Consider the following 25,937-nt stretch of genomic DNA (forward strand, 5'->3'; position numbering starts at 1 on the left):
GTAATCCTAGAAAAGGACCTAGCCAAAATGGCCGATATTTCTCTCTCCAAAGCCGTCCGCTCGAACCTGCTGTCCCTCAAGGGCACTGCCGACATGATGGCTGCCACCCAGAACCGCCTTGCCACTGGTAACAAGGTCAATTCGGCTCTGGACAATCCTTCCAGCTGGTTCACCGCCAAGGGCCTCACCAATCGCGCCAGCGACCTGGGTGCCCTGCTCGACTCCATGGCCAATGGCGTCAAGACGCTGGAAGCTGCTGACAATGGCCTTTCGGCCATGACCAAGACCCTGGAATCCATGCAGTCGACCCTGCGTCAGGCTCGTCAGGACAAGTCCTTCCAGACCTCGTCCTATACCATGGACACCAACGTCGTCTCCGGCGATCAGATTTCGTTCTCGGGCGGCGCAGTGGGCTCCACTGCTGTCGATATCGACCTGGCCAGCGCCACCTCCACCAAAGCAGGCGGTGCTTTCACGGCGATCGACTTCACCAATAGCGGCGCCAATGACGGCTCGATCACCTTCAACGTCGCAGCCAATGGTGGCACCGCCACCGCAGTGACCATCGATTATGCCCAGGCCAATGCCGGTGCCGCCGATGCGTCTGCCGTGACCGCCGAAGAACTGGCCGCCATGATCAATGCCGACCTGACGGCCGCCAACGTCACCAACGTCAGCGCCACCGTTAACGGCAGCGGTCAGATCGACTTCACCAGCACTTCGGCTGATGAAAGCGTTGCCGATGTCACCATTTCCGGCTTTGCCGCCGCCAATGGTGCAACCGGCTCGGGCATCACCGACGGTTCGGGTACCGATACCCTGACCGCCAAGACGCTCGACCAGTTGGTGAGCGAGATCAACTCGAACACCGACCTGACCGGCAAGATCCGCGCCTCCAACGACAATGGCAAGCTGCGCATCGAGAACCAGTCGACCCAGGCTCTGACCGTGGATGGCGTGTCCTCCACCGGTGCCATCGACGGTACCTCTTCGGGTGCTGCCACCATCCTGGGCAACTCGGTCCGCGCCGGCCTGGCCGATCAGTTCAACGAACTGCGCGACCAGCTCGACAAGCTTGCCGACGACGCTTCGTTCAACGGTATCAACCTGCTGCGCGGCGATAAGCTGGCCATCACCTTCAACGAAACTGGTACCTCGTCCATCGACATCCAGACTGAGAACGGTGACACCATCAACTCGGCCAATCTGGGCGTGTCCACCACGCTCGAGGAATCCGATCTGGACAGCGACGATGCCATCGACGCTGAACTGGCCAAGCTCAAGACCGCTCTGAACGATGTTCGTTCGCAGGCTTCGACCTTCGGTTCGAACCTCTCGATCGTGCAGAATCGCCAGACCTTCACCGAGGCCATGATCAACACCCTCGAAGATGGTGCCGGCAACCTGACCCTGGCCGATATGAACACGGAAGCTGCGAACCTCTTGGCTCTGCAGACCCGTCAGTCCCTGTCGCAGAACTCGCTCTCGCTGGCGAGCCAGGCCGACCAGTCGATTCTCCAGCTCATCCGTTAATCGGACCGGGTTCGAGCATCAAAATGGCAAAGGGGCGGGTCGCGAGACCCGCCCCTTCTGCATTTCCAGGCGCAAAATCGCCGGAAATTTATGGTTTATGAGAGGTCAATCCGCATGGTTAACGACCCTTTAAGAAAAGGCGGTTAACTATTTTGGCAAGGGGCCGGAACGGCCTGAGGCAAGGATTGCATTCAATGGCGGATATCTCACTTTCGAAGGCCGTTCGGGCCAACCTTCTCTCCCTCAAGGGCACTGCCGACATGATGGCGACGACGCAGAATCGTCTCGCCACCGGCAATAAGGTCAATTCGGCTCTGGACAATCCTTCCAGCTGGTTCACCGCCAAGGGCCTCACCAATCGCGCCAGCGACCTGGGTGCATTGATTGACGCCATGGCCAACGGCATCCAGACGCTGGAAGCTGCTGACAATGGCCTTTCGGCCATGACCAAGACCCTGGAATCCATGCAGTCGACCCTGCGCCAGGCTCGTCAGGACAAGTCCTTCCAGACCTCGTCCTATACCATGGACACCAACGTCGTCTCCGGCGATCAGATTTCGTTCTCGGGCGGCGCAGTGGGCTCCACTGCTGTCGATATCGACCTGGCCAGCGCCACCTCCACCAAAGCAGGCGGTGCTTTCACGGCGATCGACTTCACCAATAGCGGCGCCAATGACGGCTCGATCACCTTCAACGTCGCAGCCAATGGTGGCACCGCCACCGCAGTGACCATCGATTATGCCCAGGCCAATGCCGGTGCCGCCGATGCGTCTGCCGTGACCGCCGAAGAACTGGCCGCCATGATCAATGCCGACCTGACGGCCGCCAACGTCACCAACGTCAGCGCCACCGTTAACGGCAGCGGTCAGATCGACTTCACCAGCACTTCGGCTGATGAAAGCGTTGCCGATGTCACCATTTCCGGCTTTGCCGCCGCCAATGGTGCAACCGGCTCGGGCATCACCGACGGCTCGGGTACCGATACCCTGACCGCCAAGACGCTTGATCAACTGGTCACCGAGATCAACAACAATACCAGCCTCACCGGCAAGATCCGCGCCTCCAACGACAATGGCAAGCTGCGCATCGAGAACCAGTCGACCCAGGTCCTGACCGTGGATGGCGTGTCCTCCACCGGTGCCATCGACGGTACCTCTTCGGGTGCTGCCACCATCCTGGGCAACTCGGTCCGCGCCGGTCTCACCGGCCAATTCAACGAACTGCGCGACCAGCTCGACAAGCTCTCCGACGACGCCTCGTTCAACGGTATCAACCTGCTGCGCGGCGACAAGTTGAAGATCACCTTCAACGAGACCGGCACGTCCGCCATCGATATCCAGACCAAGGACGGCGAAACCATCAACGCCCTCAACCTTGGCGTGCCCACCCAGCTCGAGGAAGAGCAGCTCGACAGCGACGTGACCATCGATGGCCTGCTGACCGATGTGAAGGCCGCTCTCGATGAGGTCCGTTCGCAGGCTTCGACCTTCGGTTCAAACCTTTCGATCGTGCAGAACCGCAAGTCCTTCACCGAGGCCATGATCAACACGCTCGAAACCGGTGCCGGCAACCTGACCCTGGCCGATATGAACACGGAGGCAGCAAACCTGCTGGCCCTCCAGACCCGCCAGCAGCTCTCGCAGAACTCGCTCTCGCTGGCCAGCCAGGCTGATCAGTCAATCCTGCAGCTCCTGCAGTAAATCGCTTACCACGCGCACTTTAGAAGGCGGGCCCTGGCCCGCCTTCGTTGTTTTTGCCGCAATCTCAGTCTAGACAGACTGAGTCACTTCCTCTGTTGCGGACACTCAGAACATGGCGCTCAAGGTCGAACTCAAGCCCGGCGAGAAATTGCTGATCGGCAACTGCATCATCACCAATTCCGATCAGCGCACGCGCCTGTTCATCGATGGTCATGCGCCCATTCTGCGCGAAAAGGACATTCTGACCTCAGAGACCGCCAATACGCCCGCCAAGCGCATCTATCTGGCGGTGCAGCTCATGTATATCGAGGAGGATTCCGAGCGGGCGACGGCCACCTACAACGAGATGTCCAGAGACTTTGTGGCCGCAGTGCCCAGTTCTCTACCCATTGTCGACCAAATCAATAACGAGATATTAACCGGGTCCCTATATAAGGCTCTGAAAGCGTCCCAGAAACTTATCGAATACGAACAGGACCTGCTCAATCATGCATCAGCACGGCGCTCAGGCGTATCAGCAGACGGCGAAAGTCGTTGAAAATCCCCGCCAGCGCGAATCAGCTCTGCTCATGAAGGCCGCAGCCGGCCTGCAAAAAGTCAAAGACGAATGGGATATCTCGACCGCTGAGGAACTCCGCGCGGCCCTGACTTTCAATCGCAAGCTCTGGACCATCTTCATGTCGGCCGTCACCCAGGACGACAATCCCCTGCCCCAGGAAATCCGCCAGAACATTGCCAATCTGGGCATGTTCGTCATGAATCAGACCCGCGAAATTCTTTACGAGGGCGTTCCTCAGGCCGAACAGCTGACCGTACTCGTGCAGCTCAACCGACAGATTGCGGCGGGCCTGCGTGGCATGTGAGCCGCGGGACCGTTTACGATAGAAAAGCCCCGCACCAAGGTGCGGGGCTTTTCGTTTGGGCGGTTGAGGTCTGCGCCTGGGGAACCCCGCTGGGGCACCCTTCATTAGCCACCCCACGATGTGGCCCTCGGGTCAGGCCCGAAGGCGGCTGTGTGATGCATGGCGCCTGTGCCGATACCCCCAGCTAGAGGAACTTCACCAGGCTCAATTGGCTCACCATCGAGGTCACCTGATAGCTGGCCGTCAGACGAGTTTGCAGCGCCAGGATCTCCATGGCCACGTCTTCCTTGCTGACCGTCTCGACATCGCTGAGCAGATTATCCAACTGCGCCTTGTAATTGGTGTGCCGGTCGCCAGCGGCTTTTAGGCCCGCGCGGGCCACGCCGAGCTCCATGGTGATCAGCTCGATCGAGCCGCGCTCCGAATTGCGGGATTCGGACAGTTCCAGCTGCTGCCGCCGCGCCATGGCGTCGAAACGGGCCTTTGCCGGGTCGAGATCTACCGAGTTCGGATCGGCGGCATTGGTGATTTCGGGATAGGTCTCCACCGACATGGCCGCCACGGCACGCATCAGCCGCAGATAGCCGCTTTCATTGGCCTGCATGCCATAGGCGACGCGTCCGGAATCCTCGACCGCCGCCGTAACCGACTGGCGCGGATTACCCTCTGCGGCCGTTGCCGCCGCGGTGACCGAGCGGACCATGGCCTTTTCAAAGTTTGCCGCCGACGCCTGTTCATCGGCACCGATGGTGAACTGCCCCGGCCCGGCGCGTCCGGTAACGGCAGTTAGGGTCACCTGGCGCGTCGTCCCATTCGGCTCCGTCAGCGTCACCGTCACGCTGTCGCCAGCGGTCAGGGCAAACGTATCGTCGAAAACCACGGACATGGATGCCGGATCGCCCGGCGCATGGGTTGCCGTCAATGCGCCGGCATTGGCGACGCTGGATGTCACCCCGGAAATCTGGAAGCCATGGGCCGATGAGACCGGAATGTTCTCGGTCAAATTGACCGTTTCGGCCGAGCGCGCCGCCGTCAGCCGCCCCATGCCAACCGCCGAGACCGCTGCCGTTTCGCCGCTATACCACATGACCGTGTCGGTCGAGGTGGCTACCCGCAGGCTTGTGGCCGTATAGGGATCGGCGCCGCTGACCCGCAGCGCCGGCTCGCCCGCGGCGTTGAAGAAGTTCTGCGATGCCGCAAAGGTCGATGCGGCCTTGAGCTCGCTTTCGGCCGTTTCCTTGAGGGTATTGTCCAGCGCCGTCTGGAAATTGGTGGCTGTCGCGATTGCGTCGGCGCCAATGACAAATTCGTTGACCGCGCCAGTCGCATTGGCGGCATCGACCGCCTTGAGCGTGATTTGCGTCTCCGTACCATCAGGCAGGGTGAAACCCATGGTAATACTGTCGCCTTCAGCGACCGCTCCCGGCGGTGCGGGGAAGGTGAATTCGATATCGGCTGGCGACGCCGCGAAATCCGAGACAATGCCGATATTGGCGCCAATGGCCGAAACCGTCGACAGCTTGAACCCAAAGGGATGATCGCCATCTTCCGCCAAGGTGACGGTGGCCGGATCGGTCACGGTCAGCGATGTCAGGGTACTCTGCAGCCGCCCCTGGCCCAAAGTGCCCAGATCGGCCATCTGCCGCTCGGTCACCACGGTCTTATATCCCGCGCGCCCGCCCACGCCCTCGAGCAGTTCGGTCGTGGTAGGCAAAGGCGCCTTGTCGGTTTTGGCGCCGCCAAACAGATAGCGGCCGGCAATATCGGAATTGAGCAGGGTCACCATCTCGTCCAGCCGCGCCCGCGACAGGCCAGGAATGGTGGCCATATTGATATTGGTCGAGCCGTACTGCCCCTGCACGGCCGAATTGCGCGCCTCCCCTTCAAGCGCGTCAAACCGCGACAGGGCATTGTCGTAAAAGCTCATCCGCAAATCGACCTGCTCGATGCTGGCATTGTAGCCGGCAATCGTGGTCAGGCGCGATCGCACCGACAGCGATACGGGCAGGTCCCGGCCCATTTCGGACAGCGTTTGCGCCTTGACGCCCGTGCCCAATTGCATCTGCAATTGCGCGAACTTGTCCTGCATCTTGGAGATGACGGAAAAGCCAGTTGTCAGGGGATACATCGACTTGTTGACGATCATGTCAGGCTACTCCCTCAGGTCGACGCAAACAGGGTGTCGAGCAATTCCTTGACCACCGACACCACACGGGCATTGGCGGCATAGGCGCTCTGCAATTCGGTCAGGCGCGCCATCTCTTCGTCGAGATTGACGCCATATTCGCTCTCCATCTGGGTGGTGATGGTGTCGAGCGTCAGTTGCCGGTTGCTTTGTGCCGTCAGGGCCGAACCGATGGTCGTGCCCTGATAGTTCAGCACCTGCTCGATCAATTGCTCGACCGTGCCGTTGAGCTGATGGCGCCCGGCATTGGCCGCCGGCGTGCTGCCCGAAACGAAGTTCATCGAGGCCAGTTGATCCAGAATATATTCCGGCCGCGCCGCGTCTCCCAGCGATCCGTCGATATCGAATTGCACGAGCAGGCGATTGTCCGAAATCACCGCCGGATTGACCGAAATGCGCGAGGCAAAACCCACGATCTGCGGCGGATTGGTGTCGAGATTGTCGGTAAAGGCCGAATTGCCCTGGTCGACAAACAGCGCCACCGCCAATTCGCCCTGCTGCGTGCCGGTCGCGGTCCCGCGCGTCGTCAGGCCCGTAACATCGCGTGTCCCGCCCGCGCCGTCATCGAGAACCCGCAAAATCCCCGCGCTGGGGCTGGTAATGGCCAGACCCGGCAATTTGGTCTGCAGCGAAGCGGCCACCGCCGTGGCGTCGGGCGGATCGCCAAAATCGATTGAGATGACGCGCTGGCCGCTTGCATCGACGAAGTCCTCGCCATTGGTGCTGTTGATCACCCGCACCCTCTGCTCGACACCATTGACCGTATGGGTCAGCAAGATGTCGTTGCCGGGCTTGAGATGCGAGATATCGGCGGACAGCCCCGTCGCGCCCAAACCGTCGTCGGCGGCGGTGCCGGGCGTGGTGATGGTCGAAAAGACCGAGGCGATCCCGGCGGCAATCTCATCGAGCTGGTTCTGGGCCTCCACCAGGATTTTGTCGCGTAGCTGCACCAGGCCCGCCAGCTCGCCGCCCTGCAGCACGCCTTGCTGCACCAGGTCGATCGTCAGCCCCGAAGGCGTCGTCAGCGTGAGCTTACCCACCCGGCTCTGATCGGTGTCGATATTGGTCTGCGACGTCGCCGAGAGGGCGCCGGCCGTCGTGAACTTGAACGTGGAAAAGCCATTGTCGAGGAGGCCAACGCCGGAGCGCGTCATCAGCGCCACCGTGCCATCGGGACGGTATTCGGCCTGCACGTCGATCACTTCGGCCACCGAAGCAACCAGGCGGTCGCGTTGGTCGTAAAGCTGAGCGCGCGCCGTATCGGTCATGCCCAGGTCCAGCATGCGGTTGTTCACCTCGTTGAGCGAGACGAGCATGGCATTGACTTCGGACACATCGTTGGAGATGCGCGTCTCTGTCTCCTGCCGCAATTGCTGGATGGAGCCCGAAAGGGCATTGAGCTGGCGGGCCATAGCCTGCGCTTCGGCCACCACATTGGCCCGCGTGGGGTAGTCGTCCGGGCTGGTCGCCAATGCCTGCAGCGAGTTCTTGAATGACCCGAACATCGTATCGAGCGAACCCGGATCACCCGGCTTGCCGAGATAGCCCTGCAACTTGTTGAGGTAATCGCCCATGACATTGGACATGGACGTGTCCGAAACCTGCCGGTTGTAATAGGTCTGCAGGCTCTGGTTGAAGGCGCGGTTGACGCCGGCCGAGCGCGCATAGGTGCTGTTGATCGACGAATAGTCGATAATGTTCAGCGATTGCCGATGATAACCGGGCGTGCCCGAATTGGCGATGTTCCGGCTCAGGACCGTAATCGAATCCTGGCTGGTCCGCAGACCCGACACAGCATTGGAAAGAGACGAAACCAGACCCATGAAAGCGGCCCTCACACTGGACTGAGGTCCGGGACACCCTGCCCCGGACCCTTACTCAATTCTCGCCCTAGCGGATCATATTGAGGGCTTCCTGCAGCATCTCGTCGGCAGTCGAGACGATACGGGTACCCGCCGAATAGGCCTGCTGGGTAATGATCAGCTTGGTGAACTCGTCCGAGATATCGGTATTGGACGCTTCCAGCGCGCCACCGATAATGCCCGAACCGCTGAGATCGAAAATCGGCTCGCCCGATTCCGAGGTCGCTTCGTAGACACCGCCATCCAGGCGCTTGAGCGAATTGACGCCATTGAACTGGGCCGTCACCACCTGCGCCATTTCGATCCGCTCGCCATTGGAATAGGTGGCGACCACGCGGCCCGAGTCTGTAATGGCCACGGACAGGAATTCACCGGCGCCATAACCGTTCTGATTAAGGGTTGAGACCGTCACCGTACCGTTGACGTCAGCGAACTGGGACACGCCATTGGTCTCGTGCTGCAGCACCACATCGCCGATCAGCACGCCATTGACGCGCAGATTGCTGATGGTCGCCTGAGGCACGCTGGTGGCCAACGAACCATTGCTGTTAAAGGTGTAATCCTGACCAATATTCGTCCAGGCCGTGCCGCCACCGACCGCCGCACTGTCCGAAAGGTAGAACAGGTTCCACTTGTCGGTGCCGCCGGCTGCGGCGCTGTCCACCTTGGCCCAGCGCAATTGCACGTTCACCGGCGCGCCATTGCTGGCATAGACGGTGATCGCACCGCCGGAGATGGACTTGGCGATAAAGTCGTCTGCATCATCCGCCGAAACGGTATTGACCGTCCCGAGTGTCGGCGCCGACGACGCCTGCGGTTCGGTTAGTCCGAGCGTGGCCGCCAGGGCTGGTGTCGTACCGCTGATAGAGAAGGATGAGTGATAGTCGCTGCCCAGGCTGATCGCGAGCTGATTGCTGCCGTTAAGACCGACCGTGGCCGAAGCGGCCGCCCCACCGCCAAAATCGCGCAGGCCGGCCTGCATGTCGTTCAGCACGTCCTGAACGGTCCTGGGCGCGTCAAGGTTGATCGCCACCCCAGTGGTCGGCGCCGTTGTCGGTGCGGCATAGAACCGGAAGGTCACGGGTGCCCCGTTGACGGTCACCGTCATCTCCTGCCCGTCAGCAAAGACGGTTGTCGCCAGATTGGCACCGGCACCAGCACCCAGGTCAACCGTGCCGTTGGCCGCAGCAGTGGTCGCCGACGCCCCAAAATTCTCCGACCCCAGCAGCTCGCTGTTATAGACGGTCGAATTGTAGTTCGCCGTCTTGGGAAGCTGCGGCAGGTTGGACTGGTAGTTGATCGTCGTCGTCACATTGGCCGGCAAAAAGGCGTTGGACAGCTGGATCACCTCGGGCACCGAGCCCGAAATATTGCCCGTGGCCGGGTCGATCGGCAGACCCTTGAGATAATAGCCCGCGCCGTTGACCAGGAGACCGTCCTTATCGATTTCAAAATCGCCGCGCCGCGTGAAATAGTTCGAACCGGCGAAAACCGAATTGCCGTCCGACTGCCCCACCTTGGGCTCAACCACAAAAAAGCCCGACGAATTGAGCGCGATATAGGTCTCGTTCGAGCTTGTCTGGATATCGCCCTGGATATTATTGGTGGCCCGCGATTGCGCCAGCACCGCCCCCGGCACCTGCGACTTCAGCGGCGCATCAGGGATCAGATCCATGAAGCTGGTTTCCATCCGCTTGTAGCCGGTGGTCTGTGAATTGGCGATGTTGCCCGAAATATTCTCCAGCGCATGCGACTGTGCCCGCAGGCCGGTCACCGCACTGGAAAGAGCCCCATAGATACCCATCTGTAACTCCGTAATCCCCGATGCGCCGCAAAGCGCGTTCACCAGGATCAATGCAAAGCCGATGCCAAGTCACAGAGTCTTTGATTTCATTGCATTTTTTAGAAAGACCACACCCAAATGCGGCGACAAGGCGGCAAATGAGTCCGAGCCGGCGGCAGAAATTGCCGGTCGCTTGAGATCGGGGCGGGCATGGGTTAAACGCAAGCCACAGAGGTTGGCCGCTTCCGGCCATCGGAGCGCCTGACTATGCTGTTTTCCAGCGTCGACGAGTTTGTGAAGGCCCCCCGGCGCGCGGTGACCGTTTTCGGCATGGCCGGCGTTGGCAAGACGCGCCTCAGCAATCTGCTGCGGGCCAATCACTGGTTTCACTATTCCGCCGACTATCGGATCGGCACCCGCTATATGGGCGAGTACATCGTCGACAATTTCAAGCGCGAGGCCATGAAGGTGCCCTTCCTGGCCCAGCTTTTGCGCACGGACTCGATCTATATTTCGTCCAACATCACCTTCAACAATCTCGACCCGCTCTCGACCTATCTGGGAACGCCGGGCGATGTTGACCGGGGCGGCCTGCCCCTGGCCGAATATCAGCGCCGCCAGGAACAGCACCGGGTTGCCGAAATCGCCGCGCTCTGCGACGTGCCCTACTTCATTGCGCGGGCCAAAGAACTCTATGGCTATGATGATTTCATCGCCGATACCGGTGGCTCGCTGATCGAGGTGATCGACCCGGCCGATCCGGAAGACCCCGTGGTCAGGACTTTGGCGGAGCACACCACGCTGGTCTATATTCGCGGCACCGACAAGGATGCCACCGAACTGGTCAAGCGCTTCAAGGCGTCGCCCAAGCCCATGTATTACCGCCCCGAATTTCTCCTGGAGAAATGGGCCGAATACAAGTTGATCAACGGCATTCTGGACGATGCCGATGTTGACCCGGCCGGCTTTGGCGCCTGGGGCTTTGAGGCGCTGCTGCATGACAGGCTGCCGCGCTACCAGGCGCTGGCTGACAATTTCGGCTATGTGATAGAAGCGTCCGACCTGGCCACGGCCCGGGACGGTGACGAGTTTGTCGACCTGATAGCAGCGGCCATCGAGAAGCGAATGCGATAGCGCGTGTTGCCCATGCGGCTACGCGCGCCAGCCTGAATCGCTTTCTCATTGTACCTTGTTAAGAGGCTGACATGCCTATCAGAATTCCCGACAACCTGCCTGCCCGAAAGACGCTCGAACTCGAGGGCGTCAATGTCATGGATTCCAGCCGCGCCGCGCGTCAGGACATCCGCCCACTCGAATTCGGCCTGCTCAATCTGATGCCAAATAAGGAGCGGACCGAAACCCAATTCGCCCGCCTGATCGGCGCCACCCCGCTGCAGATCAATCTCAGCCTGGTTCGAGTTACCGATCACCAGTCGAAAAATACCTCAGAGGATTACCTCAACACCTTCTACCAGACCTGGGAGGAGGTGAAGGAGCGCAAGTTCGATGGCTTCATCGTCACCGGCGCCCCCGTTGCCCAACTGCCCTTCGAAGAGGTGCGCTACTGGCCCGAAATGCTCGAGATCATGAGATGGACGCGCACCAATGTGCACCACACCATGTTCATCTGCTGGGGCGCCCAGGCCGCGCTGCATCATTTCCACGGCGTCCGGCGCTACCGCATGGATAAGAAGGCTTTCGGCGTCTTCCGCCACAAGGTGGTGGGCACCCGCTCGCCGTTCCTGCGCGGCATGTCCGACAGCCCGATGATCCCGGTCTCGCGCTACAACGATATCGACCGCGCCAGCCTGGGCGATGGGCTCGAAGTGCTGATCGACCAGCCCGATATCGGCCTCTGCATGCTCGGGGATCGCAGTGAACGCGCCGTCTATTTCCTCAACCACCTGGAATACGACAACCGTTCGCTGGCCGACGAATATGAGCGGGACAAGGCCGCTGGACTCGACACGCCGCCGCCGGAAAATCTCTTCCCCAATGGCGACACTACCGCGGTGCCAGAGAACCGCTGGCGCAGCCACGCCCATCTCCTGTTCCAGAACTGGATCAACGAGATTTACCAGACCACGCCGTTCGACTTGGACAAGATTGGCGAATGAATGGAACGGGGCCTCGCGGCCCCGTTTTCTTCAGCGCAGACCGTCCACCACTGGCTGGCGATAGATCGCAATCGCCGGCAAGACCGACAGCAGCGCCCCCGCCCCAACCAGCATGAGCACCAATTGCACCTCCTGCCAGGAAATGGAGACGGGAATGGCAATACCACTCTGCGCCTCAAGATAGCCACTGACGGCCCAGGATACTCCCGCGCCCAAAACCAGTCCGAAAACGGCCCCGGCCAGGATAAGCAGCGCCACATAGCTCCAGGCGACCAGGAAGACATAGCCCGCTGTCGCCCCCAGCGCCCGCAACACTGCAAAGCGCGTGCGGTAAAGCTGCAGGATGATCATCACACCCGACAGGATCGCGGCCACGACCAGAGCCTGCGTCGCCAGCGCCAGGAAACTCATGATCGCCCGCGCATCGCCCAAAAGGGCATAAAGCTGCACAAGGATTTCAGCGGGGAAAATCGCCTGCGTGCTGTCGGTGCGGTAGGTATTCCGCAAGCCATAGGCCGCGGGAACGGTCGATGGCTTGACCACAATTGCCGGCACGCCCGGAAGCTGGTCAGCAATGAAGGGCGGCCCGATGCGCTCGTCGCCTGGCGCGTGGCCAGAGGCCAGCCCATGGGTCAGCCAGACCTGCTCGACCGGCACGACCACCACATTGTCCCAGGCCGAATTGGTGCGCGCCATGCGCCCCACCACTTCGATACTGCCTTCATGCAGCATCTCTTCACTGTCGAACCCGTCATGGGCCGCATGCAGCAGCTCGCCCATTCTGAAACGCACATTGGCGCCCAGCACCGCCTCTTGAGTCGAACTGAAGACGCGCCCCTCGGCCAGTCCGCCCGACAAGTGCTCAACAAATTGCGCTGTCGTTCCCATGATCGGATAGCCGCTGGCACTGTCACCAAAAGCAATCGGCGCGGCAAAATCAATCGTGTCCTCGGCCATGATCTGGGCCAGCATATCGCCATCGACCAGCCCCATGGCGGCCGGACGGGCATAAACCGAAGCCAGAACCAGATCGAACGGACTGCCGGGCGAACCGATCACAAGATCAAACTTGTCGGCGGCGCGCGCGCTGCCCTGGCGCACGGCGCGCTCCTGCGTGGTAATGGCGATCCCCAGCCCCACGGCAAAGGTGATCAACACCACAAAGAAGATCAGCGTCACCCGGTTGCGGTTGAGCAAGGAGAAAACCACTGGAAACGGATTCATGCCACCAACTCCCGTTCCACCACCCGGCCGTGGCCCAGCATGACCACACTGTCGGCGGCCTCAATCAGCAACGGGTCGTGCGAGACAGCCACCACCGTCCGCCCCTCAGCCGCCAGTCGTTTGAACGACTGGCACAGCCCGGCCGAATTGCCTTCATCCAGGCTGGCCGTCGGCTCGTCAGCAAACAGAATTGGCGGGTCAAAGACCAATGCCCGCGCCAGTGCAACCCGCTGCTGCTCGCCACGCGAATAGCTGGACACCTTCCGTGCCTCGTCAGCGACACCAAATTGTGCCAGCAAGGCCTTGCCGCGCTCACGCACCGCTGCATCCGTAAAAGCTGCAAAATAGGCCGCAAGGGTCACATTGCCCAACGGGCTCATCTCTTCGATGAGATTGAAATTCTGAAACACAAAACCGGCAGTGCGCCGGCGCCACTGGTCGCGCGCGCCCTCACCCAGCGTCGCGATATCGACCGCATCCCACTGCACCTGCCCCGCGCTCGGCTTGATCAATCCACTCAGGACATAGAGCAAGGTGGTTTTGCCCGAGCCGGACGGACCGCGAATGACCGTCAACTGCCCGGCCTCAACTGAAAGTTCCGGGATATCAAGCGCTGGAGGCGCGGTATCGGACCGTCCAGCAAAGCGATGTTCAACGCCGCGCAGCCGCAACATTCACGCTCTCCAATGCGCAGCGTCGATGACGCGGACGCGCGACACAAAGCCCATTTCTTCGTCGGTATAGGTGCCGATCTTGAGCGTACCCTCCACCGCGATGGGCACATTGAACGGGGTCACCGTAATGATGTCGCGGGCATAGATCGAAACGATGTCGCGCGGCCAATCGGCCTCGCTGTCGCAGAAGGGGCAAACCGACATCGGGATTTTGGTCAGGACGAAAAAGCGCGATTCCGCCTTGAGCGGTGGCGCCATGAACCCTTCGAGCAGCACATGCTTGTCGGCCTTTTCCAGCGCAAAATCCGAAAACGATCCATCGGCATTATAGAGCTCACGCATGCGGACAGGCTCTTCAGCCCCCGCCCGAGAAGCACCCAGCGCCAGACTGGCCGGAATGGCAGCGGATAGAGCGATGAACTTGCGGCGATGCATGGCGGGCCTCCTTGTGCGCAGAACCGGATAATCCATCTGCGCGGAATAAGGACACGAGGGGCCCGCCAAAGACGCGCCCCCCGCAAGACTTTCGAGCGTGAATTACTCAGCCGAAACGGCGTGGTTCATCACGTGGAAGATGTAGTTCTGCTCCTGGGTACCGGTGAGCAGGTGAGCCCAAGGACCCTTGGCCCAGGCCGCGACGTCTTCACCCGAATGGGTTTCCGAACCCATCGGGATCAAGGCCTGCTGCAGATAGTCCACGTCCAGCGCTTCTTCCTGGGTCACGTTCGGCCGGGTGCCGAAATAGGAACCGTCGGCCTGTTCGGTCAGAACCGAGCCGGCACCGTTGAGGTAGCCAACGACCGAATAAGGCTTGCCATCATCGGCCAGTTCGGGCTCGCCGGTATGCTCGACGCCATCGGCGTTGATACCCATGCACAGGCCGGTGATCGGCGTGCCGCGACCGCAATAGCCGTTAAAGGCAATGGCGTGCTCGTGGTCGGCGGTGACGATGATCAGGGTGTCTTCGTCATTGGTCATTTCGTCGGCCATGGCGACGGCCTTGGCGAAAGCCACGCCATCCATAAAGGCGCGGTTGGCATTGCCGGCATGGTTTGCATGATCGACGCGGCCACCTTCCACCATCAGGTAGAAGCCGTCTTCATTGCCTTCCATGGCCTTGATGGCGGCGACGGTCATGTCGGCGACCGAAGGTTCGGTTTCCGGACGCTCGGTTTCGTAGCTCATATCCGAATTGGTGAAGAGACCAAGCAGCGGCGAACCGGCGGTAGCGGCTTCCAGGCCCGCCAGGTCGCTGACAAACTGGGCGCCGGCTTCTTCAGCGCGAGCAACCAGATTCAGCTCATCCTTGCGGCTGGAGTCTCCGCCATGCACAGTCTGCGTACCAGCCGGATAGAAGCTGCGGGCGCCGCCAGCGAGCAGCACGTCAACGGTGCCGGCTTCCATGGCGTCGATGGCCTGAACGGCAATATCGGTGCAGCCTTCAGGAGCTGCGGCTTCCCAGTTGCGGTTCGCGGTCTTGGCGTAGACAGCAGCCGGAGTGGCGTGCGTCGCGCGAGCGGTCGAAACAACGCCAACCGACTTGCCCATTTCCGAGGCGATCTCGGAGAATAGGGTGACCTTGTTACCCTCTTCGCTGGCGCAATTGTCGTGGCGGCCGTTCTCGTTGAGGTTGATCGTGTTGAACACCTGCTTGATGCCCGAGTTCATTGCGCCGGCGGTCGGCGCGGAATCCGGGGTCTGGGCGTTGATATTGTAGGTCTTGATCAGCGCGGTATAGGGATATTCTTCGTAAGGCAGGACATGCTCTTCGCCCAGCTTGCCTTCAAGCTGACCGGCAAACAGGCGCACGGCATAGTTCGTGCCAACGCCCTGGCCATCGGCAACGAACAGGATGACGTTCTTGGCCTTGCCGATATTGGGCTGCATGTCGATCATGGCTTGCAGCTTGGCATCGGCATCGGTGTACCAGGCGCTCTGGGCCTGCGGAAGTTCCTGGGAAACAACCGGAAGGGTCATGCTGACGGCGGACACGCCGGCCAGCAGAATGCGTGCAACGCGATTCATTGCGGAAAACCTCCATGCGCAAAATATGCGAGCCGCGGCGCCCCTGCGCACGGCAGGCATGGAGTTAGGGCCCGGCCATTTCAGCCGGGTGACACATTTGCGACGTTACCATGACAATCCCGAACCGATAACGCGGAGCCAGTCAGCGCCCGGTCCTAGTGGCTATGCCCCGCATGACTGTGCTGATTGGCATTGGCTGCCTCAACCGCCACCTCAATTTCGACCGGACCGGCATTGGCAAATTCCAGCATCAGATCGAAATGGCTTCCCTGTTCCAGCGCGCCGGTCAGGCCATGCAGTTCAAGCGCCAGTCCACCGGGATCGAAGGCAAATTCGCCGGGACCAATGTCAATCGCACCGACCTCCTGAACGCTAGCTCCCTCTGCATTCATAGTCAGGCCGACAATGTGGACCTCTCCGGCAATGTCCGTGGTGGCGCCAAGCAGGCGATCGGCCTCGCCCTCATTGTGCACTTCAAAAAAGACGAGCGTCTCAGCACCTGCCGCCGCTGCGCGCGCCCAAGGGTGCACAATCTCGATGCCATCGGTTTGGAACACATGATGTTCCCCATGGTCATGATCCTCCGCGAACCCCATCGGGGCGGCCATAACGGACAGAATCAGGGCAATGGAAAGTGCGCGGTTCATAGGTCTACCTGTAATGTTAGAACAGCACATCTAGCCCTGCTTCATGACAGCGCCATGACGAAGTTGCCCCAGACTGCCTCTTGCAAACCCCTGCCCAAACCCTACCTTGCCAGAACACGGGGACTTCTTCTTTGCCGCAGCCGCCGACCACCATTACCGACGAACTGGGCATTGCCCTCTCCAACCTGGCCGACAGCGCCTCCGGCGTCCTCACGCCCACCTTGCGCTTGGGCGTCACCGGCCTGAGCCGGGCCGGCAAGACCATTTTCATCACGGCCCTGGCGCATAACCTGCTGACGCAAGGGCGCCTGCCGGGCTTTGCGCCGCTCGCCGATGGCCGCTTCATTGGCGCGCGTCTGGCCGAATACCCCGACGCCACCATCCCCCGCTTTGCCTATGAGCAGCACCTGGCGGCGTTGAGCAGCAATCCGCCGGTCTGGCCGGAAAGCACGCGCCGCATTTCCCAGCTTCGCATCGTGCTCAAATATCAGTCAGCCAAGTGGTGGGCCGGCATGACCGGGCCGGCCACGCTCAATCTCGACATCGTCGATTATCCCGGCGAATGGCTATTGGACCTGCCCCTGCTCGGCCTCAGCTTTGCCGAATGGAGCCGGGAGGCGCTGGCGCGCGCCCGCCAACCTGGCCATACCGATGAAGCCACCGAATTTCTCCAGGCGCTGGACAGCACCGATATTGCCAAGGACGCGAACGATCCCGATGCCGAGCGTCTGGCCACGGCCTTCACCACCTATCTACGGCGCAGCCGCGAGCATGGCGCCCTGTCTACCCTTCCGCCGGGCCGGTTCCTTCTGCCCGGCGATCTGGAGGGCTCTCCCGCCCTAACTTTCGCCCCCCTGCCCGAGCCTGCTGGGCCGAAGCAGCGCGGCACCCTCTATGCCATGCTTGAAACCCGCTACGAGGCCTATAAGGCCCAGGTGGTGCGCCCCTTCTTCCGCGACCACTTTGCCCGGCTCGACCGGCAGGTCGTCCTGGTCGATACCCTGCGCGCGCTCAATACCGGCCCCGCCGCCGTCAACGACCTCGAAACCGCGCTCACCGCGGTTCTGGCCTGTTTCCGCCAGGGCGAGGCCAATCCGCTGCTGCGCCCCTTTTCGCGCCGCATCGACCGCATTCTCTTTGCCGCTACCAAGGCCGACCACGTTCATCACACCAGCCACGACCGGTTGGAGGCCATTCTCAATCGCCTCGTCGCCAATGCCAGTAAGCGCGCCCGCTTTGCCGGGGCGGATACCCGCTCCATCGCCATGGCCGGCATTCGCGCCACCAACGAAGGCACGATCCGCGAGAATGGTGAAACCCTGCCCACCCTGGTCGGCACGCCGCTCAAGGGCGAAGTCCTGGACGGCACGACCTATGATGGCAAAACCGAAATCGCCCTGTTTCCCGGCGACTTGCCGGAACGGCCGGACTCTCTTTTTGAAGACGGCAGCCCCGTCGCCCTCAATTTCCTGCGCTTCACGCCCCCACGGCATCTCAAGCGCAATGCCGTCGGCGATGCTGTCCTGCCCCATATCCGGCTTGATCGCGCATTGGACTATCTCATCGGAGACCGGATGGCATGAAGCGCCCCGTCGCCCGCCCCACTGAAAAGCCCGCTAGCGCAGAGGCCGCCACGCGTGCCCCGCGGGCATTCACGCCCGACCGCGCGGAAATCGTCGAAGTCGCCTTCGAGCCGGCGGTCGAGCCCGACCTCGTATCGCCGCCACCGCGCCGCATGGGCTGGCTGGGCAAGTTCGCCTGGACCTCTGGCGGCATCCTGCTCTCCGCCGGATTGGGCCTGGCCGCGGACCGGCTGATCCGCGACCTTTTTGCCACCAATCAATGGCTGGGTTGGGTGGGCTTGGGCGTACTCGGCGCCTTCATCGTCGCCGTCATCGCCCTCATCATCCGGGAAATGCTCGCCTTGCGGCGCCTCTCGGTCCTCGACGCGCTCCGCGCCGACGCCGCCCGCGCCCATGCCGATAATGATCGCAAGCGGGCCGGTGCCGTGGTTGATCACCTCAACCAGGTCTATGCCGGCCGGCCTGATCTGGCGCGCGGCCGCGAGAATCTCGAGGCGCATCTTAAAGACCTGTTCGACGGAACGGACGTCATCGCCCTGGCGGAACGCAGCCTGATGACGCCGCTCGATGCCCGCTCGCGCACCCTGGTTGCCGCATCAGCCCGGCGCGTGGCGCTGGTCACCGCCGTATCTCCCCGCGCCTTGGTCGACATCGCCTTCGTCATCTACGAAAGCATCCGTCTCGCTGGCGCCATTGCCGCGCTCTATGGCGCACGTCCGGGCCTGTTCGGTTTCTGGCGGCTAGCCGGCTCGGTGCTGGCGCATCTCGCCGTCACCGGTGGCCTAGTGCTGACCGACGGCATTGTCGAACAATTGGTTGGTCAGGGCCTTGCAGCCAAGCTCTCCGCGCGTCTGGGCGAGGGTGTCGTCAACGGCCTGATGACAGTCCGCGTCGGCATCGCCGCCATGCGCGTCGTCCGCCCCCTGCCCTTCGAAGTGCTGGCGCAACCGACCGTGCGAGATTTCATACCCGAACTCGTGAAGGTAGCGAGTGATGCAGGAAAGACCGCTTAGCTCGATGCAACACCACGGATTTGCCTGCGAGATTGAATTCGAACGGGATCAGGAATCCTTCGCCGCACTCGGCGCCAGGGTCAGTTTGAGCCCATCCAGGTCATCCGAGCACAGGATCTGGCAGGACAGTCGCGAATTGGGCTTCACGTCGCCGACACTGTCCAGCATGTCCTCTTCTTCTTCGCTGGGGGCGCCGACGGCGTCCAGCCAGTCCGAATCGACATAGCAATGGCAGGTGGCGCAGCTCAGCGCGCCGCCGCATTCGGCCTTGATATTGAGGCCCCAGTCACGAATGACTTCCATGACGCGCCAGCCTTCGAGCCCTTCGAGCTCGTGCACTTCGCCTGCCTGGTCGGTAACATTGATCTTCATGGGGCGCTCCTCAACAGCGGGGCGTCCATACCCCTCAAAAGGCCCCGCCGCAAGAGCGGGGCCGCTTGGCAATTCGGCTTAGAGCGTTTCCAGCAAAAGTGGCAACGGGTTTGCGGTTCGGAAACGCGACGGAAGACAGTCTCAGGCGACGCCGAGCTTCTTCTGCAGCTTGGTCGAGCTGGTCGTATATTGGAACACCACACGCTCACCGGGCGAAACGATCGACTTGGCGGCCTGCGCCATCAGCGCGGCCTCATGGAAACCGCTGAGGATCAGCTTGAGCTTGCCGGGATAGTGGTTGATGTCGCCAATGGCGAAAATGCCCGGCACCGAGGTCTCGAACTTTTCGGTGTCGACAACGATCGTATTGTCGTTGAGCTCCAGCCCCCAGTCCGCCACCGGACCAAGCTTCATGGTCAGGCCAAAGAAGGGCAGGAGGCGCGTCGCGGGAATGGAAAGGTCGCCCGCCGCCGTGGTCAGATGCACGTGGTTGATCTGCCCGTCTTCGCCGTCGAGCTTGGCGATCTGCCCGAGCTGGAAATTGACCTTACCCTCGGCCACCAGCTCCTTCATCTTGTTGACCGAAGCCGGTGCCGCCTTGAAGGCGTCGCGGCGGTGCACAAGGGTCAGTGTGCGCACGATGGGCGCCAGGTTCAGCGTCCAGTCCAGCGCCGAGTCGCCGCCACCGACGATCACCACGTCCTGGTCGCGGAAATCCTCGATCCGGCGCACGGCATAGAACACCGACTTGTTCTCATATTGCTCGATGCCTTCCACCGGCGGACGCTTGGGCTGGAACGAACCGCCGCCCGCCGCGATCACCACGACCTTGGCAAAAAAGGTCTCGTCGGCATCGGTCACCAGCTTGAACGAACCATCCTCCAGCTTCTCGATGGAATTGACCATGCGCGAGAAGTGGAATTCGGGCGAGAAGGGCGCAATCTGGGTCATCAGATTGTCGGTCAGTTCCTGCCCCGTCACCACCGGAAAGGCCGGAATATCATAGATCGGCTTTTCCGGATAAAGCTCGGCGCACTGCCCGCCGGGCCGGTCCAGAATGTCAATGAAATGACATTTGATATCGAGCAGCCCGAGTTCGAAGGCCGCGAACAGCCCACAGGGGCCCGCGCCAATGACAACGACATCGGTGGTGATTTCAGTGCTCATATCTCAAGTCCATTCGAAACCGATGCTGTCCGCAGCCTCGGATTTTGGGTCCCATCGGGGCGCCCTGCCCCGCATCTATCTCATGGGAACCGCCGCTGTCACCAGCGGCCCCGGCTCACGCCGCAAAGGCGACTAGTATGCTCCACTTATCTCAGGAGACACGGCGAAGGAAGGGCCGAGTGCCCATGGGCACCTCGGTCAGGCCAACCGGCTGATAGAACAGCGCCATTTCCGGCAAGCGGTTTTCAATCAGCGCGGCGCGAGTCGGCTCATGCGTCACTACCAGCGCATTGAAGCCGCAGCGGCGCATATGCGGAATCTGATCCTGCAGAACATCGCCTACCGCCCTGATTTCCCCGGCATATTTCAGCCGCTCCACCAGAAGGCGGGCCGTCGAATAGCCGCGCCCGTCCGAAAAAGCGGGGAAGCTGATCGCCACCGAGGCAAACCGGCCCAGATCGTCCGCCGCATCCTCGATATTCTCGCCCGGCGACACCAGCAGCCCCAATGGATGGGGGTTGGCGAGGAACGCATCGCGATTGGCCAGGAATTCGGTCAGCGGCACGTGAACATAGCGCGCCTCGGACGGATCGGTGCCCTCGGTCCATGCCTTGAACGGATCGGCAATAAAGGCCCCATCTTTCCAGAGCGTATGTCGTGCAGCGGCCGTCATCGGGGAGGCAATGGCTCCGTTGAAATCGTAGTGGATGCCGCATTCCTTCTTGTTGAGGCCGCGCCACCGTCCGGCGCGCGGGTCCTCCCCATCAGCAACCGCCGAGGTGCAGGGCGCACAACCAATGGACTTGTAGCCTTTGGCATAGAGCGGGTGCTCGGGCAAGTTATGCGCCTGCCGATATTCAATGACATCGGCATCGGAGAAATAGGCCAGCGGATTGACCTTGATGCGATCGTCGCTGGTCAACTCAAAATGCGGCAGGACCCCGCGTTCAGTGGTCTGATAACGCTTCCGCCCCGTAACCCAGCCACCATATTGCTCGGTGATTGGCTCCAGCGGCTCGGTCTTGCGGATATGGCAGCACGAATCCGGATCGTTCTCCCACAAATCGCCATTGGGATCGAAGCGCTTCACATCGTCCGGATTGGGATGAATGGCGTGAACGTTGATCAGGCCGAGCTGCTTCTTCAGCGTCTCGACATAAGCCAGAGTCTCAGGGAAATGCTTGCCCGTCTCCAGGAAATAAACCGGCAGCGACGGATCGACCTGCGCAACCATATGCAGCAAAACTGCCGAGTCCGCCCCAAAGGACGAAACAATGGCCAGATCGCCGGGCAGCACATCATTGATGGCATAGCGCAGCACGCTGATGGCATCCATCTCGTCGAACATGCCATTGAGCGCCAGAATCCCCAGCGCCTTGAGCTTTTCATGCGCGGCCGGAGCCGGGGCGAGATTAGACTTTGGCATGGAAGCCCTCCTGCACAAGCGGCGGCGCGGCACCTTCGCCCCCTCTCCCCTGAGGGGAGAGGGTTGGGGTGAGGGGTCCAGCGGCAGGGTGAAGCACAGCGCAAACGGAAACGCTGAACCCCTCACCCGGCGCATGCGCACCGACCTCTCCCCTCAGGGGAGAGGTGAAGGTGGCATCAAACCTGTTGCTAAGCAGTGCCATAAAGCGCTCCTCTTATTCTTCTCCCCCTCGGGGAGAAGGTGGCGCGCAGCGCCGGATGAGGGGGGTGCTTCAGCGAGAGCGGAGAAATCCCCCTCACCGACTCGGCTGCGCCGAGCCACCTCTCCCCGAGGGGGAGAGGAATAGAAGCTTCGGCGGCCATCCTAGACACTCCCATAAAGCGCCTCCTTGAAGGGAGCCTCGCCCAGACGCCGATAGGCGTCGAGGAAAGGTTCATCCACGCTGGTGCGGTTGGCGATGTAGAAATCGACGAGCTTCTCAATGGCGCCTGGTACCTGCTCGGCCTCGAAACCCGGCCCGATGATCTTGCCGACCGACGCACCTTCCGTGGCATCGCCGCCCAGCGTGATCTGATAGAGCTCACCGCCCTTCTTCTCGACGCCCAGAATGCCGATATGGCCCACATGGTGATGCCCGCAGGCATTGATGCAGCCGGAAATCTTGATCTTGAGATCGCCGATTTCCTTCTGCCGCTCCGGCGCTGCAAAGGTCTTGGAGATTTCCTGCGCAATCGGGATCGAACGGGCATTGGCCAGGGCACAGAAGTCCAGGCCCGGGCAGCAGATCATGTCCGTGATCAGATTGTTATTGCCTTCAGCCAGCCCATTGGCCACCAGCACATCATAGACCGCGCGCAGATCGGCAATGGCCACATGGGGCAGAACCAGGTTCTGCTCATGGGTCACGCGCAGCTCGTCATAGGAACATTTTTCGGCCAGGTCCGCGACCACTTCGATCTGCGCGTCGGTAGCATCGCCCGGCGCCCCACCGACGGGCTTGAGCGACACGGTGACCGAGGCATAGCCGGGCTGCTTGTGCGGATGCAGATTATTGTCGAGCCAGCGGCCATAGGCCGGGTCGAGGATCGACTCATAGGCCACGTCCACCTTGTCGCCTGACCGGTCGGTAAAGTCCGGCGGCGCGAAATAGGCGGTGATCCGGTCCAGCTCTTCCTGCGGCAGGGTCAGTACGCCACCACGCACTTCGGCGAATTCGGCCTCCACCTGGCCCTTGATGCTTTCAAGGCCCTCTTCATGCACGAGGATCTTGATGCGGGCCTTGTACTTGTTGTCCCGGCGGCCATAGCGGTTGTAAACGCGCATGATACTTTCGAGATAGGCCAGCAGATGCTCGTTGGGCACGAAGCTGTTGATCAGCTTGGCGATCATGGGCGTGCGCCCCAGGCCCCCGCCAACCCAGACTTCCCAACCGATCTCACCGGCGCCGTTCACCGCCGCCTGCAGCCCGATATCGTGGAAGCGGATGGCCGCTCGGTCATTGGGCGAGCCAGTCATCGCGATCTTGAACTTGCGCGGCAGGTAGCTGAATTCCGGATGCAGGCTCGACCACTGGCGGATGATCTCGGCCACCGGACGCGGATCGATGATCTCGTCGGCAGCAGCGCCGGCAAACTGGTCGGTGGTCACATTGCGAATGCAATTGCCCGAGGTCTGGATGGCGTGCATTTCCACGCTCGCCAGCTCTTCCAGGATCACCGGAATATCCTTGAGCTTGGGCCAGTTGAACTGGATGTTCTGCCGCGTGGTGAAGTGCCCATAGCCGCGGTCATAGGTCCGCGCGATATGAGCAAGCTTGCGCATCTGCCGCGAGGAGAGCGTGCCATAGGGCACGGCAATACGCAGCATATAGGCGTGAAGCTGCAGATAGAGCCCGTTCATCAGCCGCAGCGGGCGGAACTGGTCCTCGGAAAGCTCGCCCGACAGGCGACGCTTCACCTGGTCTGCAAATTGTGCTGTGCGACCCGCTACGAAAGCGGCGTCGAATTCGTCATATCGATACATGCCCGTCTTCACCTAAGTGCTGGCGATCATACGCCTGCCCATTGAGAGTCAGGGGAGCGGTGGGGCCCGCCGCCCTAATGCGTTCGCGCAGGCGCTTGGGCACGATCCGCCCCTCCACCTGCTCAACTTCTTCAGCTTCCAGGCTAATGACCCGGCCCGTGCCCTTGGTGGCCACGATCGCGCTGTCGAGTTCGGCCTTGTCTTCCTTGGAGAACAGGCGTGCTGCCTGCAAGTCCTCGATCCAGTTGCCCTGCCCGTCCAGATAGACGGTGGCACCCGAAGTCAGTTCATTGCCCGTCAGGATTTCCATAGTCATGCTACCTTGAAACTGCTTGCAGCCGCATCGGCGGCATCCGCCCAATCGCCTTCAGCCACGGCCCGGCCGACCAGAATGACCGCCGGTCCATCGACAAAATCCACCGCGCCCTGGGCCAGTTGACCCAGTGTTGCCGAATAGAGCGTCCTGTTGGCCCGCCCGGCATTGACCACGATGCCCACCGGCAGATCCGGCGCAGCACCGAAAGCCACCAGCCGTCCCGCCACATCGGCGGCAATGGCCTTGCCCATATAGAGCGCCAGCGTAAGACCAGCCTGTGACAAGGCCGCCCAATGCATGAGGTCGCTGTCTTCGGCACCATGCGCGGTCGCCATCACGAAGCCACTCGACACCTTGCGCAGGGTCACTGGTGTCGCGCTGTCTGCCGCAGCGGCCAATGCGGCACTCACGCCCGGCACGATTTCATAGGTCAGCCCGGCCTTGCGAAGGGCGGCGATTTCCTCGCCCGCGCGTCCGAAAACCATCGGATCACCCGACTTGAGCCGCGCAACCTTCTTGCCTTCACCGGCAAGCCGAACGATCAGCGTATTGATCTGCGCCTGCGAAAACGAATGATGGCCGCGCGCCTTGCCCACGCAGATCTGCTCGGCATCGCGACGGCCCATCTCGACCACCGCTGCCGGCACAAGCTGGTCATGCACGATCACATCGGCCTGTTGCAGCAGGCGCTGGGCGCGCAGCGTAAGCAGGTCTTCCGAGCCAGGCCCCGCGCCGATCAGCCAGACCACACCCTGCCCCGTGCCCTTGGCAGCATGATCGGCGAGCAGAGCCTCGGCCTCTTCATTACCAACCATCTGGCGCGCAACGAGATCCTCATAGAAGCGGCGGCGAGCGGCTCCATCATGAATCAGATTTTCAACCTTGTGCCGCAACCCACCGGCCAGACTCGCAATTTTCCCGATCCCAGGCGCCAGCAGCGCTTCGATCTGCGCCCGAACCAGCCGCGCCAGCACCGGCGCATCACCCTCGGTGGAAATCGCCACCGTCAGCGGCGCGCGATCCACAATGGACGGCGTGTAGAAATCGCATTCCCCCGGCACGTCCACCACGTTGAGCGGAATGCCAAGGCGCCGAGCCTCGGCCTTGGCCAATTCGGCATCGGTGCCCTCTTCGGCCACAAACACCAGCGCCGCCCCGGCAATATCCTCGGCCCGAACGACGCGTTCGAACACCGCAACGGGAAAGGCGGAAAAGTCGGCTTCGATGTGACGGGAATAAATCTCTACAGAAGCAGTCGTCTTAGAAACCAATCGGACCTTGTTCAGGGCCTCGTCGGTGCCGCCGACGATGATAATGCGCTTGCCCTTGACCTTGAAGCTCAACGGAAATGTGTTGAGAAGTCCCATTGTCGTCCTGTTCGTGAGATGGGCGAAAATAATCCAAATCGCACTCGCCCAACAAGAC

General features: G+C 61.4%; 22 protein-coding genes. 8 read left to right on the top strand and 14 right to left on the bottom strand.

Annotated elements, in window-relative coordinates; genetic code table 11:
* The first annotated feature begins 27 nt into the window (after positions 1 to 27).
* From V8Z65_RS10555 to flaF, 4 genes are all read left to right on the top strand, one after another.
* Positions 28 to 1,533 (top strand): flagellin, encoded by a 1,506-nt coding sequence (locus V8Z65_RS10555; RefSeq protein WP_338719786.1) that lies wholly within the window; start codon positions 28 to 30, stop codon positions 1,531 to 1,533.
* A 194-nt stretch (positions 1,534 to 1,727) separates the two neighbouring features.
* Positions 1,728 to 3,233 carry a flagellin gene (locus tag V8Z65_RS10560; RefSeq protein WP_338719788.1) on the top strand — a complete coding sequence of 502 codons (1,506 nt, stop codon included), beginning with the start codon at positions 1,728 to 1,730 and terminating at the stop codon, positions 3,231 to 3,233.
* Between the two features lie 112 nt (positions 3,234 to 3,345).
* Complete coding sequence (gene flbT / locus V8Z65_RS10565) at positions 3,346 to 3,771, top strand: flagellar biosynthesis repressor FlbT (RefSeq protein WP_338719790.1); 426 nt, start codon at positions 3,346 to 3,348, stop codon at positions 3,769 to 3,771.
* Positions 3,722 to 4,096, top strand: a complete 375-nt coding sequence (gene flaF / locus V8Z65_RS10570) for a flagellar biosynthesis regulator FlaF (protein WP_338719792.1) — start codon at positions 3,722 to 3,724, stop codon at positions 4,094 to 4,096. The genes flbT and flaF overlap by 50 nt, the downstream gene beginning before the upstream one ends.
* 184 nt (positions 4,097 to 4,280) lie before the next feature.
* Here the strand turns inward: flaF and V8Z65_RS10575 are convergent, their stop codons facing one another.
* From V8Z65_RS10575 to V8Z65_RS10585, 3 genes are all read right to left on the bottom strand, one after another.
* On the bottom strand, positions 4,281 to 6,242 hold the full coding sequence (locus V8Z65_RS10575; RefSeq protein WP_338719794.1) for a hypothetical protein: 1,962 nt from the start codon (positions 6,240 to 6,242) through the stop codon (positions 4,281 to 4,283).
* Positions 6,243 to 6,256: 14 nt separating this feature from the next.
* A complete protein-coding gene (flgK, locus tag V8Z65_RS10580) occupies positions 6,257 to 8,104 on the bottom strand; it encodes a flagellar hook-associated protein FlgK (protein ID WP_338719795.1) in 1,848 nt (615 codons plus the stop codon).
* Between the two features lie 67 nt (positions 8,105 to 8,171).
* Positions 8,172 to 9,947: a flagellar hook-basal body complex protein gene (locus V8Z65_RS10585; RefSeq protein ID WP_338719796.1), complete on the bottom strand. Its 1,776-nt coding sequence runs from the start codon at positions 9,945 to 9,947 to the stop codon at positions 8,172 to 8,174.
* Between the two features lie 246 nt (positions 9,948 to 10,193).
* Here V8Z65_RS10585 and V8Z65_RS10590 point away from each other — a divergent pair, with 246 nt between their 5' ends.
* Together V8Z65_RS10590 and metA are read left to right on the top strand one after the other, a co-directional pair.
* Positions 10,194 to 11,060 (top strand): ATPase, encoded by an 867-nt coding sequence (locus tag V8Z65_RS10590; RefSeq protein ID WP_338719797.1) that lies wholly within the window; start codon positions 10,194 to 10,196, stop codon positions 11,058 to 11,060.
* A 71-nt stretch (positions 11,061 to 11,131) separates the two neighbouring features.
* Complete coding sequence (metA, locus tag V8Z65_RS10595) at positions 11,132 to 12,043, top strand: homoserine O-succinyltransferase (RefSeq protein ID WP_338719798.1); 912 nt, start codon at positions 11,132 to 11,134, stop codon at positions 12,041 to 12,043.
* 30 nt (positions 12,044 to 12,073) lie between these two features.
* On the opposite strand, the gene V8Z65_RS10600 is transcribed toward metA, so the two are convergent.
* The 5 genes from V8Z65_RS10600 to V8Z65_RS10620 all read right to left on the bottom strand — a co-directional run bounded on the left by V8Z65_RS10600 (position 12,074) and on the right by V8Z65_RS10620 (position 16,613).
* Positions 12,074 to 13,267, bottom strand: a complete 1,194-nt coding sequence (locus V8Z65_RS10600; protein WP_338719800.1) for an FtsX-like permease family protein — start codon at positions 13,265 to 13,267, stop codon at positions 12,074 to 12,076.
* Positions 13,264 to 13,941 (bottom strand): ATP-binding cassette domain-containing protein, encoded by a 678-nt coding sequence (locus tag V8Z65_RS10605; protein ID WP_338719801.1) that lies wholly within the window; start codon positions 13,939 to 13,941, stop codon positions 13,264 to 13,266. Before V8Z65_RS10605 ends, V8Z65_RS10600 begins: the two co-directional genes overlap by 4 nt.
* Positions 13,942 to 14,376, bottom strand: coding sequence for a hypothetical protein (locus V8Z65_RS10610; RefSeq protein WP_338719803.1), 435 nt, complete (start codon positions 14,374 to 14,376; stop codon positions 13,942 to 13,944).
* A 102-nt stretch (positions 14,377 to 14,478) separates the two neighbouring features.
* Complete coding sequence (locus tag V8Z65_RS10615; protein WP_338719805.1) at positions 14,479 to 15,966, bottom strand: alkaline phosphatase; 1,488 nt, start codon at positions 15,964 to 15,966, stop codon at positions 14,479 to 14,481.
* Between the two features lie 155 nt (positions 15,967 to 16,121).
* On the bottom strand, positions 16,122 to 16,613 hold the full coding sequence (locus V8Z65_RS10620) for a copper chaperone PCu(A)C (RefSeq protein WP_338719807.1): 492 nt from the start codon (positions 16,611 to 16,613) through the stop codon (positions 16,122 to 16,124).
* A gap of 131 nt (positions 16,614 to 16,744) precedes the next feature.
* On the opposite strand from V8Z65_RS10620, the gene V8Z65_RS10625 reads away from it, so the two are divergent.
* A complete protein-coding gene (locus tag V8Z65_RS10625) occupies positions 16,745 to 18,196 on the top strand; it encodes a YcjX family protein (protein WP_338719809.1) in 1,452 nt (483 codons plus the stop codon).
* Positions 18,193 to 19,209 carry a TIGR01620 family protein gene (locus V8Z65_RS10630; protein WP_338719811.1) on the top strand — a complete coding sequence of 339 codons (1,017 nt, stop codon included), beginning with the start codon at positions 18,193 to 18,195 and terminating at the stop codon, positions 19,207 to 19,209. The genes V8Z65_RS10625 and V8Z65_RS10630 overlap by 4 nt, the downstream gene beginning before the upstream one ends.
* A 48-nt stretch (positions 19,210 to 19,257) precedes the next feature.
* Here the strand turns inward: V8Z65_RS10630 and V8Z65_RS10635 are convergent, their stop codons facing one another.
* From V8Z65_RS10635 to cysG, 6 genes are all read right to left on the bottom strand, one after another.
* Positions 19,258 to 19,581 (bottom strand): 2Fe-2S iron-sulfur cluster-binding protein, encoded by a 324-nt coding sequence (locus tag V8Z65_RS10635; protein ID WP_338719813.1) that lies wholly within the window; start codon positions 19,579 to 19,581, stop codon positions 19,258 to 19,260.
* A 141-nt stretch (positions 19,582 to 19,722) separates the two neighbouring features.
* On the bottom strand, positions 19,723 to 20,748 hold the full coding sequence (locus tag V8Z65_RS10640; RefSeq protein WP_338719815.1) for an NAD(P)/FAD-dependent oxidoreductase: 1,026 nt from the start codon (positions 20,746 to 20,748) through the stop codon (positions 19,723 to 19,725).
* A gap of 151 nt (positions 20,749 to 20,899) precedes the next feature.
* Positions 20,900 to 22,174, bottom strand: coding sequence for a phosphoadenylyl-sulfate reductase (locus V8Z65_RS10645; protein ID WP_338719817.1), 1,275 nt, complete (start codon positions 22,172 to 22,174; stop codon positions 20,900 to 20,902).
* 363 nt (positions 22,175 to 22,537) lie between these two features.
* The gene (locus tag V8Z65_RS10650; protein WP_338719819.1) at positions 22,538 to 24,196 is read right to left on the bottom strand and encodes a nitrite/sulfite reductase; all 1,659 of its coding nucleotides are present in this window, start codon (positions 24,194 to 24,196) and stop codon (positions 22,538 to 22,540) included.
* Positions 24,183 to 24,512 carry a DUF2849 domain-containing protein gene (locus V8Z65_RS10655; protein WP_338719821.1) on the bottom strand — a complete coding sequence of 110 codons (330 nt, stop codon included), beginning with the start codon at positions 24,510 to 24,512 and terminating at the stop codon, positions 24,183 to 24,185. Before V8Z65_RS10655 ends, V8Z65_RS10650 begins: the two co-directional genes overlap by 14 nt.
* A complete protein-coding gene (cysG, locus tag V8Z65_RS10660; protein WP_338719823.1) occupies positions 24,509 to 25,879 on the bottom strand; it encodes a siroheme synthase CysG in 1,371 nt (456 codons plus the stop codon). The genes V8Z65_RS10655 and cysG overlap by 4 nt, the downstream gene beginning before the upstream one ends.
* Positions 25,880 to 25,937: the final 58 nt, after the last annotated feature.

It is taken from the genome of Devosia sp. XK-2, from assembly GCF_037113415.1.
In the GTDB taxonomy this organism is placed as follows: Bacteria; Pseudomonadota; Alphaproteobacteria; order Rhizobiales; family Devosiaceae; genus Devosia.